Source organism: Luteibacter sp. W1I16, assembly GCF_050434905.1.
GTDB lineage: Bacteria > Pseudomonadota > Gammaproteobacteria > Xanthomonadales > Rhodanobacteraceae > Luteibacter.
In genome coordinates, this window is the sequence record NZ_JBNDJJ010000001.1 from 894,427 (window position 1) to 905,642 (window position 11,216).

The window sequence follows — 11,216 nt, forward strand, 5'->3', positions numbered from 1 at the left end:
ACGGCTTTCCGGCAGGGAACGGGATCCCGCCACCTGTTGCCATAAGCGGCTTGCCGCGGCGCAGATTGCCCCCGCCCTCGCCCCACTGCGATACTCAATGGGTTTTCCGCCCCGAAAGGGCGGCCATCCGAGTCCCACGGAGTCCCCATGTCCGACATCGTCATCGCAGGCGCCAAGCGCACCGCCATCGGTTCCTTCCTCGGCCAGTTCACGGGCGTACCCACGCCGAAGCTCGGTGCCGTGGCCATCAAGGCCGCCCTGGAGCAGGCGGGCGTCGCACCGGCCGACGTCAGCGAGGTCATCATGGGCTGCGTGCTGCCGGCCAATCTCGGCCAGGCGCCCGCACGCCAGGCGTCCCTTGAAGCCGGCCTGCCGACGTCGACCGGCTGTACCACCATCAACAAGGTGTGCGGTTCCGGCATGAAGGCGATGATGCTGGCCCACGACCTGATCAAGGCGGGCTCCGCCGGCATCGTCGTCGCCGGCGGCATGGAGTCCATGACGAACGCGCCGCACATGGTCGCCGCGCGCACGGGCATCCGCTATGGCGATGGCCAGCTCGTCGACCACATGGCATGGGATGGCCTGACCAACCCCTATGACGGCAAGGCCATGGGCGTTTTCGGCGAACAGTGCGCCGACAAGTACCACTTCACTCGCGAGGAACAGGACGCTTACGCGATCGGTTCCGTCGAGCGCGCACAGGCTGCGCAGAAGTCCGGCGCCTTCGCCGACGAAATCGTTCCGGTGACGGTGCAGGGCCGCAAGGGTGCGCAGGAGTTCGTCGAGGACGAACAGCCGGGCCGCTCGGACATCGCGAAGATTCCCACGCTGCGCGCGGCGTTCCGCAAGGAGAACGGCACGATCACCGCCGCGAGTTCGTCGAGCATTTCCGACGGCGCCGCCGCGCTCGTGCTGCTGTCGGCCGACGACGCGAAGGCGCGTGGCGTCACCGCGCTGGCCCGCATCGTGGCCCACGCCACGCATTCGCAGGAACCGGAATGGTTCACCACCGCGCCGGTGGGTGCCATTTCCAAGGTGCTGGAAAAGGCGGGCTGGACGACCGCCGATGTCGACCTGTTCGAGATCAACGAGGCGTTCGCCGTGGTCCCGATGGCGGTGATGCGCGAACTCGGCGTGGCCCGCGACAAGATCAATGTCAACGGTGGCGCCTGTGCCCTGGGTCATCCGATCGGTGCCAGCGGTGCTCGCATCGTGGTGACCCTTCTCAATGCGTTGACGGCTCGTGGGGCAAAAAGGGGTGTCGCCGCGCTATGCATCGGTGGCGGCGAGGCAACGGCGATCGCCATCGAACTGGTGTGAACCCGACGTCGACAAGTGAGGCGGTCGTTTCGAAACGATCACGCCATATCCATGGGCTTTAATGCGCCCTGAAGCGAAAAGGCGCGATCGGTAGCTAAGTACCAACAACTGAGCTATTAATACGCCCGCCTAACGGCATTCCACGGCTAAGGAGAAACACAAATGAATTTGACGCGTACCCTTCTCGCCTCTGCGCTCGTCGCGCTTCTGGCAGCTTGCAGCAACGGCGCGCAGGATTCCGCGCAGGACGCCCAGAAGTCGGCCGCCGATGCGCAGCAGCAGGCGGACAAGGCCCAGCAGGCCGCCGACCAGTCGCAGAACGCCGCGACCTCCCAGGCCGCCGACCAGGCTCAGCAGTCCGCCGACCAGGCCAAGGATGCCGCCGCACAGGCCCAGTCCGCCGCTTCGTCCTCGACCGCGGGTGGCGCGACCGACGCCGCGAAGGACGCCGCTTCCAATGCCGCCGACCAGGCCGACAAGTCGGCTGACCAGGCGAAGGATGCTGCCGACAACGCGAAGAGCGCAACGGACGACACCAAGAAGTAAGCGCTTCGCTTTCTTCGGTGAACCACGAAACGGCCACCTTTGGGTGGCCGTTTTTATTTTTGATGGCGTGCTCGGCTTCGCCATCGTATTGGGATTTTTGCGTCGACGCAGGGGGGAGCCGCCGGGTGCCGTTCTCGTTCGCTAAGTCCTCGTCCGGCCTTCGCCTCCCTGCGGAATCGCTCAGAGAACGGCACCCGACGTCTCCCCTCCGACGCGTGAGGTGGCTCGGTGGAAAGCGAAGCGACGGCCGTACCGACTCAGGCGGCGAACGTCTTGCGCGACACGCCTACGAAGTCGGTACGGGCGCCTTTCTGGGTAAAACCGTTGCTTTCGATGCCCTAGGGCCACCAAATTTCATCGATTGGGCGACTCGGCGAAGTCGGGGCGACGCGTCGTGATACGCCTACATGTTCCACCTCGCCGACACCCGCCGCTGTGCCGACGAAGCGATACTGGCGAAGCTCGAAGCTTTCTATGAACGTGAGCGAGAAGCTAACCAGCCGATCGTGGATGCGTGGAAGGAGTAACGAAAGCGCGCAACGTCTTCATCGGATGCCAATCGATGAGCAGAGCCGGCCGACCGAAGCAAATGACGGGAAAACACTAGCAACGCTACGCCGCTCGCCCTGCAACCCACCGCACCGTCCGGAAGGGAGTCGTCGGGTGCCGTTCTCTGAGCGATTCCGCAGGGAGGCGAAGGCCGGACGAGGACTTAGCGAACGAGAACGGCACCCGACGGCTCCCTCACCTCGACGCAAAAAGCCAAACGCGATGGCGAAGCCGAGCCTGGAAGGCCTGCCCCCCAGGCGGCCATTGGCGCGATGCAGCGTTTGCCGACCTGCCTCCCCCGCTATGATGCTCGTTTCGTCCTCGCGCGAACGCCTTCATGCCTATCCTCGAATCGCAGCTCGATACACGCTCCCCGGAATTCCAGGCGGCCAGCCAGCGCCTGCGTGCGCTGACCGACGACCTGCGCGAGACCCTGAAACGCACCGCCGAAGGCGGCGGCGCGAAAGCGCGCGAGAAGCATGTCGCGCGCGGCAAGCTGCTGCCTCGCGAACGCATCCGCGCCTTGCTCGACCCGGGTTCGCCTTTCCTCGAAATCGCGCCGCTCGCCGCGCACGGCATGTACGACGACGCCGCCCCAGCCGCCGGTGTGATCGCGGGGATCGGACGCGTCATGGGCCAGGAAGTGGTGGTGCTCGCGAACGACGCCACGGTCAAGGGCGGTACCTATTTCCCCATGACCGTGAAGAAACACCTGCGCGCGCAGGAAGTGGCGATGGAAAACCGCCTGCCCTGCGTATACCTCGTGGATTCCGGTGGCGCCTTCCTGCCATTGCAGGACGAGGTCTTCCCGGATCGCGAGCACTTCGGCCGCATCTTCTACAACCAGGCGCGCATGAGCGCGCAGGGCATCCCCCAGATCGCCGTGGTGATGGGTTCGTGCACCGCCGGCGGCGCCTATGTGCCCGCGATGAGCGACGAGACGATCATCGTTCGCGAACAGGGCACGATCTTTCTCGGCGGCCCGCCCCTGGTGAAGGCCGCGACAGGCGAGGTCGTCGATGCGGAAGCCCTCGGTGGCGCCGACGTGCACACCTCGGTGTCCGGCGTGGCCGACCACTTCGCGGAAAACGACGCACACGCGTTGGCCATCGCCCGCGATATCGTCGGCTCGCTGAACCGGGTGAAGCACGTGCCGCTGGCGTTGCGCGCGCCTCGGGAGCCGCGCTTCCCCGCGGACGAACTGTACGGCGTGATACCCGAAGACACGCGCCGTCCGTTCGACATCCACGAGGTGATCGCCCGCATCGTCGACGACTCCGAGTTCCACGAGTTCAAGGCGCGCTACGGCAAGACGCTGGTCACCGGCTTCGCGCACATCCATGGCTACCCTGTCGGCATCGTGGCGAACAACGGCATCCTTTTCGGTGAGTCCGCGCAGAAGGGTGCGCATTTCATCGAGCTATGCAACCAGCGCAACGTGCCCCTGGTGTTCTTGCAGAACATCACCGGCTTCATGGTCGGTCGCAAGTACGAGAACGCCGGCATCGCAAAGGACGGCGCGAAGATGGTCACCGCCGTGGCCTGCTCCCACGTGCCGAAGTTCACCGTGGTGATCGGCGGCAGTTTCGGCGCGGGCAACTACGCGATGTGCGGACGCGCCTATGGCGCGCGCTTCCTCTGGATGTGGCCGAACGCGCGGATCAGCGTGATGGGTGGCGAACAGGCCGCCTCCGTGCTGGCCACGGTACGCCGCGACGGTATCGAAGCCGGCGGCGGGAGCTGGAGCGCCGAGGACGAGGAAGCCTTCAAGGCCCCCGTGCGCGACCAGTACGAGCGCCAGGGACATCCTTATTACGCGAGCGCGCGGTTGTGGGACGACGGCATCATCGATCCGGCGGACACGCGGCGCGTGCTGGGCCTGGCCATCTCGGCCTCGCTGAACGCACCCATCGAACAGGGCCGGTTCGGCGTCTTCCGCATGTGATCCCGGGTCGAGGAAACGCGTGTAAGTCCCTGCCCTGTCGACAGTACGGGAGAGCGTGATAATCTCCCCGGTCCATGTCCGACTTCGATAATCGCCCGGCCCCCGAGATCTTCACGCCATCCGGCCTGAACCGGTTGGTGCGCGACCTGCTGGAAGACGCGCTGCCGATGGGCGTATGGATCGAGGGTGAGCTGTCCAACGTCTCGCGGCCCGCCTCGGGCCATGTCTATTTCACCCTGAAAGACGCCAACGCACAGGTTCGCTGCGCCATGTTCCGCATGGCCGCATCGCGGCTGCGCTTCCGTCCGGCCGATGGCATGCATGTGCTCATGCGAGCCAAGGTCGGCCTCTACGAGGCGCGCGGCGAGTTCCAGCTCGTCGCCGACCACATGGAGCCCGCCGGTGAAGGTGCCCTGCAACGCGAGTTCGAACAACTGAAAGCACGGCTCGGCGCCGAGGGCCTGTTCGCCTCCGAACGTAAGCGTGCCCTGCCCGCCTTTCCACGCCGCATCGGCGTTATCACGTCACCATCCGGCGCGGCCATCCGCGACGTACTGAGCGTGCTCGCCCGGCGACTCCGTCTGGCCGAGGTGGATGTGTTGCCCGTGCCGGTGCAGGGTCGTGAGGCGCCGCCCGCGATCGTCGCCATGCTGAAGCGCGCGTCGGCCAGCGGTCGCTACGACGTGATCCTCATCACCCGCGGCGGCGGCTCCCTGGAAGACCTCTGGGCTTTCAACGACGAAGCCGTCGCACGGGAGATCCACGATTGCGCCGTGCCGGTCGTCTCGGCCGTGGGCCACGAGGTCGACTTCACGATCGCCGATTTCGTGGCCGACCTGCGCGCGGCGACACCGTCGGCCGCCGCGGAACTCCTGGTACCCGATGGCGCCGATCTCGCACGCCAGCTCGACCGCCTTCGCCAGCGCATCACGACGCTGACGACGCGCCGCCTGCAGGCCGCGGCACAACGCGCCGATCATTGGCAGGCGCGCCTCAACAACCAGCGTCCGCAGGCACGCCTCGCGCGCGACGCGCAGCGCCTCGATGCCCTTCACCGGCGTTTGCGCCTCGCGATCGGCCAGGCGAACACACTGCGCCGCGCGCGCCTCGAACGCCTCGATGCCCGCCTGACAGCGCGGCATCCTCGCTTGCGCCTCGAACCGGCCCGTCTACGCAACACCGAACTACGGCAACGGCTCGACCGCGCCATCGTGCTCAAACTCGAACGTGACCGTGCGCGGGTCGCCCAGCAGGGCCGCACGCTACACGCGGTGAGCCCACTCGCCACGCTCGAACGTGGCTATGCGATCGTCTTCGACGAACGCGAGGCGATCGTGCGCCGTGCGGACGATGTCGCCGTCGGCGAACGTGTGCGCGTGATGCTGGGGGATGGCGAGATGAAACTTCGGCGCGAATAGTTCAAGGCGAAATACACGTCGAATCGACCAGCCGTCGAACCGTGGTGCAGGCTCCTGCCGAATAACGGTGAACTACATCAAATGGACTATGGAAGAGTGATCCCTCTGCGAATTAGATCGCGTTATCAGGCCCTGTAGTGGCCCGACGAGGAGAATTCACATGGATGTTCGTCGATACGCGCTGGCTTCTTTCTTACTGATAACCGTCACCGTGGCATGGGCCTGCTCCACGTCTCCTACAGCCAACGATCAATCGGCAGCCCGAAACCTGCCGGATGAAAAGGCGGGCAACAGCACCCAAGCGATCGCATGGGTGCGGCTTTATGAAAATAGAGATGGTCAAGGCAACAGTACCTGCGCGATAGATATCAACACGCAGCCCTACTACCTGAGATTGAATTTCAAGAACGATGGCACTCCCGTCGACTGCAAGAACGACCATGCGAAGTCGGCCAGGCTGGAAAACCTTAATCCCGGCACGACCATCCTTCTCTACAGCGCCGCGGGTTGCAGCACGGATGAAGACTGGACAAGGCTGGATGTATTGAAGCGAGCGTCATTCATCGTGTGGGAGTTCAATCTGGACGAGGATCACGACACCTACAGGAAGCGGAGCCACGACGGCACCAACGACAGAAAGGGCACCCGGGACGTCGGTCAGGGCGGTGTCGGAGGTGCCGTATCGTGCATGATCATCGACATGCCGGGCCTGAATGGAGAGCGCGCCGGGCCGGTGGGCGAAACACCCGGGAAGGCCGGCCCGGGGCATTGACGCCGACGTTTAGGCCGAACCGGCAAGGTGCAAACATCGGGGTGGCTTCATGCCGGACAACGGCCGCCTACATCCCATGGCCTATGGGCTAGGCATTCCAGCGCTCGTTAGGTTGGCATCCGGCCACCGATGGCCTGAATGGAGGTCTTTGCATGGATACGCAACGTAACGCGCTCGTCTTGCTCTTTCTCATGATGGCTACGGAAGCGCACGCACGCGGCACCGAGCAGTCGAACAAGGTCGCGCCCCCCGAGACCAAGGCGATCGCTCATATCCGGTTTTACGATAAAGATTGGGGGGATGGCCACAACTTCTGCACCGTGGCCATCGACAAGGTCCCCTACACCTCGACGGGAAATTTCTTTGACTGCACGAATGACGAGGCACAATCGGCAAGACTGCAAGACCTCCCCCCAGGTACCACGATCGCGCTTTACGACGACCCGCACTGTGGTGACAGCGACGACTACTCGATAATCAGGATAACCAAATTGATGCCCAATATCCTGGTAAAGAATTTCGGCACAGCGGTGCACTACACCGACTGGAACATGTCGGTCCACCGTGTCAATGGGATACAAGGCAAAGTGTCTTGCGCAGAAGTGGATGTTCCCGGACCGAACCCGGCGCATGTCAAGATCCCGGTCGGTGAGTCACCGGCAAAATAGCGTTTTCGGCGCAGGGGCGCCTCACGACCCGTGGACGCCTCTGACCCGATGATCCATGGCTTCGTCATCCGCGAGGCCATGCACATGCTTCGGAAGAGCTACCCCTATTACCTTGCCAACGCCGCCGTGAAGGGCAAGGCGAAACTCGACGTCATCGACAAGTACACCGGCGAGGTCGCCACGCGCATCGCCCTGCCCGACGCTGCGGCCCTGGACCGGGCCATCGCATCGGCGCATGACGCGGCCGAGGATATGAAGCGTTTCAAGCCCTATCGGCGGCAGGCCGTGCTGGAGCACTGCGTGGCCCGTTTCCGTGCTCGTCGGGATGAGCTGGCCTATGCGCTCTGCGTGGAGGCCGGCAAGCCGATCGGCGATGCGGCGGGCGAGGTCACCCGGCTGATCGAGACCTTCAAGATCGCCGCCGAAGAAGCCGTGCGAATCAATGGTGAAACGCTCAATCTTGAAATATCCGAGCGCAGCGCCGGATACCACGGCTATACGCGCCGTGTTCCACTCGGTCCGGTGGGCTTCATCACGCCATTCAACTTTCCGCTCAACCTCGTGGCACACAAGGTGGCTCCAGCCATCGCCGCGGGCTGCCCGTTCGTGCTCAAGCCCGCCGAACGTACGCCCCTTGGCGCGTTGATCATCGGTGAGGTTCTCGCCGAAACCGACCTCCCCCGGGGGGCATTTTCCATCCTGCCCATGCCAGGCCCTGAGGCGGAGGCGCTTGTGACCGACCCGCGCCTGAAGATGCTTTCGTTCACGGGCGGCCTGATCGGTTGGGACCTCAAGGCAAAAGCGGGGCACAAGAAGGTCACCCTCGAACTCGGCGGCAATGCCGCATGCATCGTCGATAGCGACCAGGGACCGCGGCTCGACGCGGTCGTGGACAGGTTGTTATTCGGCGCATTCTACCAATCGGGGCAGAGTTGCATCAGCGTGCAGAGGATCTTCGCGCACGATGACATCCATGACGAACTGCGCCGGCGACTCGTCGCGAAGATCAGATCGCTGAAAGCCGGCGATCCGAAAAAGAAAAACACTTCGCTCGGTCCGATGATCGATGAGGCGGCTGCCATACGATTGGAAACCTGGATCGGCGAGGCCAGGAAGGCGGGCGCGAAGGTACTGTGTGGCGGCAGACGCAAGGGCGCCATGCTGGAGGCGGCCCTGCTCGAAGACGTGCCCCGCGACGAGAAGCTCCAACGCAGGGAAGCCTTCGGCCCCGTCGCCGTGCTCCAGCGTTTCAGCAGCTTCGACGAAGCCCTCCGCATGGTCAACGACTCGGACTTCGGTCTCCAGGCCGGCGTGTTCACCGACAACCTTCGCCACGCCATGCGTGCGTGGGATGAGCTGGAGCAAGGTGGAGTGATCATCAACGACGTGCCCAGCTTCCGCGTCGACAACATGCCCTATGGCGGGGTGAAATCGTCGGGTGTCGGCCGCGAAGGCGTGCGCTATGCCATCGAGGACATGACGGACGTTCGCCTGATGGTCATTCGGGACAACTGAACCGGACCCCGTCCGAACCGGAGATGAGAGCAATATTTCCTTTGCGATTAACTGGTTGCCTGTCGAATGACCAGGTTCGCGTGGCGCCTGCCGGATACGCGCGGCAACAACGCGTGACATTCATCGGGAACGCGACGTAAGGTCTTCGCATGCCGGTGGAACCGGCACGGTTCTATCCACGGAAGTTGAGCCACGAACGCGACATGGACGGTCCTCATGCATACCCACCCTCGCTCCACCGCATCGCTCGCCGACGTCAGGCAGCTCACCTACTTCCGGATCTACAAGACCTATCCCGATGAGGATCACGGGACGATCAGGCTCTTCAGCAACGGCAACCAGCAGTGTCCGATCAAGGTCGGACTGATCGCCGCCGATGCCGATGAAAACCCCATCCCCCTTACGGACGATGAGATCAGGAGCGCCCTCACACTGATCTTCTACGACGATGGCAACGCGCTGGACGGCGGCTATACGTCCTCATTCGAGAAGAACAGGTTCACATGGATCGAATCCGCCATTCCCGTCAGGCGTCCCCTTGAAAGCGGGTCCAGGAGAAACGGTAAGGCGAAAGCCTCCCGAGTCGCAATTAGCAAGCCCCTGGCGGGCATTCAAACGGCTACGCTCTACGTCTCAGCCGCTCACGGATCGCCAGGGCGGGCGCTAGCGGCACGTTTTCAGGTGACCCCCAACCTCTTCTTCACGACCAGCCCGTCCGCGCGTGATTCCAAGGCTCAGGTACGGGATGGCGACTTCGACTCTTCCGTCGAAGTGCTTCTGGCGGAGCCTCCCTTCCTGTCGGTCCTGGACTTCGGCGCCGCCTCCGACGGTACCGTCCAGGGGCGAAAGGTGGGCGACTCGACGACCTATTTTTACTGGGCGACCGAGTACTACCTCAACCCGAAATTCAACGGTAGCGCATTGCCCCTGGACTCGGTCGGATTGAGCGCATCCGTGGGTGGCGCACCGCCGAAGGGTGTGTTCGGTTTCTACACGCATGGCGACTTCTTCGCTCACGTGCAATGGGGCATCAGTTACTACAGTCAACCTGGTGGCACCACGGTCGAACCGGGCGCTCTCCCTATGCCACCGCTCTACTCTCTCGTTGCAAGCAAGGCACCTTCCGGTGCCACGGAAGGCGGCCCACCATCGGCAGCCACGACGACGCGCGGGGAACACGATGCATCACCGGACGCGGATCTTCCGCAGTCGATGTACCAGAACTGCGTCGGCCACGTCGTGGGGGCGGACAAGCACCGCGTCGTCATCGGCATACTGAAAGGAAACGTCCCCCGGGAGTTCAGAGACGCCAAGGATGGCGCCGTCCCGGATGCCATCGACACCGTCATGCATATCCTGGACTCCTACGGTAATGAACACACGTTATCGCTGTCGTACGACGCCAGCGCCGACGAACTTACGATCGGGTGACGTCGCTCCACATCCAAGGACAACGCCATGGCATGGAATGCTTCTCCCGCCACTCACCCCGCGCTCGACCTGACGGAGGTCGAGGTCATCCTCGAGCAGACGAAGGTATTCCGTAACGGGCTGCAGCAGGCCAGGATCAGGCTCGATCTCGCGTCCAAACATGGTGGCGTGCCGTCGGACCTGACCCCCCGTGAAATCGCAAGCATCCGGCTCTTCAACTACCACGATCAGAACGCAGGAGCGATCCCCTTCTCGGACGACGGCACCACGACTTACAAGGGCTGGTTCGCCCAGCACGTCTATCGTGGCTATGTCTCCCAGACCACGAGGGCAGGCGAACCCCGAGCGATCCAGTCCTATTTCCTGTATCTGTCCGCCAATGCCGAGGCCACGGAAACCCTCGATGTCGCCTTCGCGATTCATGGCGACGATCTCTCGATCTGGCGCACCAACGGATGGTGTGCCATCAATGGCATCGAGCAACCCAAACCAGCGATGGACAAGAACGTGGGGATCACGGTGACACCCGTTCCTCCCGAGAAATATCCCTCCACCGCCATCATGCTCGATCGGCGCCCCCTCGATCCGGCCAGGCACCCCGACGATGAGAACGCGGATGGCATCTTCGACGACATCGTAACGGTGTCGATCCAGCTGGTGGACCAGACCACGCTCGGCGTCCGCAGCATGACATGCGATCCCGCTGGCGCGATCCACTGGAAGGACAAGGTGTCGAATATCAGGCAGCCCTGTTTCACCGGATATGTCGAGCCCGGCGAAACGGAGATTCACTGGAACGACGCGATGAACGGTCACTTCGGCTCGACGCCACCGCCAGAGCGGCTCGCAGGCCCCGAGGAGGAAACAGGTGTCATCGTGCTGTGTGGAAGAGTCGACATTCCGGCATGGTCCGGCGCACCGGAAGCGGCGGTTAAAGTGACCATGACGGATGCCCACGGCAGCGTGCAAACCTGCCATATCGGCTTCGTCAGGGGTGAACGGGACGAACTCATCGTTACATGACCGACACTGGACCAGGGATGGCAACA

The 11,216-nt window shown here is 63.6% G+C and carries 9 protein-coding genes; all 9 read left to right on the forward strand.

From position 1 onward, the window contains the following. Window positions 1–147 precede the first annotated feature (147 nt). Window positions 148–1,323, forward strand: coding sequence for a thiolase family protein (locus QFZ41_RS04030; protein WP_429197568.1), 1,176 nt, complete (start codon window positions 148–150; stop codon window positions 1,321–1,323). Between the two features lie 162 nt (window positions 1,324–1,485). Further along, window positions 1,486–1,869, forward strand: coding sequence for a hypothetical protein (locus QFZ41_RS04035; RefSeq protein WP_429197569.1), 384 nt, complete (start codon window positions 1,486–1,488; stop codon window positions 1,867–1,869). 886 nt (window positions 1,870–2,755) lie between these two features. Further along, window positions 2,756–4,363 (forward strand): carboxyl transferase domain-containing protein, encoded by a 1,608-nt coding sequence (locus QFZ41_RS04040; RefSeq protein WP_429197570.1) that lies wholly within the window; start codon window positions 2,756–2,758, stop codon window positions 4,361–4,363. Window positions 4,364–4,437: 74 nt separating this feature from the next. Next, window positions 4,438–5,781: an exodeoxyribonuclease VII large subunit gene (gene xseA, locus QFZ41_RS04045; protein WP_429197571.1), complete on the forward strand. Its 1,344-nt coding sequence runs from the start codon at window positions 4,438–4,440 to the stop codon at window positions 5,779–5,781. A 160-nt stretch (window positions 5,782–5,941) separates the two neighbouring features. After that, window positions 5,942–6,553, forward strand: coding sequence for a hypothetical protein (locus QFZ41_RS04050; RefSeq protein ID WP_429197572.1), 612 nt, complete (start codon window positions 5,942–5,944; stop codon window positions 6,551–6,553). A gap of 152 nt (window positions 6,554–6,705) precedes the next feature. Beyond that, the gene (locus QFZ41_RS04055; protein WP_429197573.1) at window positions 6,706–7,221 is read left to right on the forward strand and encodes a hypothetical protein; all 516 of its coding nucleotides are present in this window, start codon (window positions 6,706–6,708) and stop codon (window positions 7,219–7,221) included. 84 nt (window positions 7,222–7,305) lie between these two features. Next, entirely contained in the window at window positions 7,306–8,736 is a 1,431-nt protein-coding gene (locus QFZ41_RS04060) for an aldehyde dehydrogenase family protein (RefSeq protein WP_429200178.1), read from the forward strand. A gap of 216 nt (window positions 8,737–8,952) precedes the next feature. Then, entirely contained in the window at window positions 8,953–10,167 is a 1,215-nt protein-coding gene (locus tag QFZ41_RS04065; protein WP_429197574.1) for a hypothetical protein, read from the forward strand. Window positions 10,168–10,194: 27 nt separating this feature from the next. Further along, a complete protein-coding gene (locus QFZ41_RS04070) occupies window positions 10,195–11,190 on the forward strand; it encodes a hypothetical protein (protein WP_429197575.1) in 996 nt (331 codons plus the stop codon). Window positions 11,191–11,216: the final 26 nt, after the last annotated feature.

Coding starts and splice junctions, on each gene's coding strand:
- QFZ41_RS04040 (WP_429197570.1), top strand. CDS start 2,756: ATGCCTATCCTCGAATCGCAGCTCGATACACGCTCCCCGGAATTCCAG.
- QFZ41_RS04035 (WP_429197569.1), top strand. CDS start 1,486: ATGAATTTGACGCGTACCCTTCTCGCCTCTGCGCTCGTCGCGCTTCTG.
- QFZ41_RS04030 (WP_429197568.1), top strand. CDS start 148: ATGTCCGACATCGTCATCGCAGGCGCCAAGCGCACCGCCATCGGTTCC.
- QFZ41_RS04070 (WP_429197575.1), top strand. CDS start 10,195: ATGGCATGGAATGCTTCTCCCGCCACTCACCCCGCGCTCGACCTGACG.
- QFZ41_RS04055 (WP_429197573.1), top strand. CDS start 6,706: ATGGATACGCAACGTAACGCGCTCGTCTTGCTCTTTCTCATGATGGCT.
- xseA (WP_429197571.1), top strand. CDS start 4,438: ATGTCCGACTTCGATAATCGCCCGGCCCCCGAGATCTTCACGCCATCC.
- QFZ41_RS04065 (WP_429197574.1), top strand. CDS start 8,953: ATGCATACCCACCCTCGCTCCACCGCATCGCTCGCCGACGTCAGGCAG.
- QFZ41_RS04060 (WP_429200178.1), top strand. CDS start 7,306: ATGCTTCGGAAGAGCTACCCCTATTACCTTGCCAACGCCGCCGTGAAG.
- QFZ41_RS04050 (WP_429197572.1), top strand. CDS start 5,942: ATGGATGTTCGTCGATACGCGCTGGCTTCTTTCTTACTGATAACCGTC.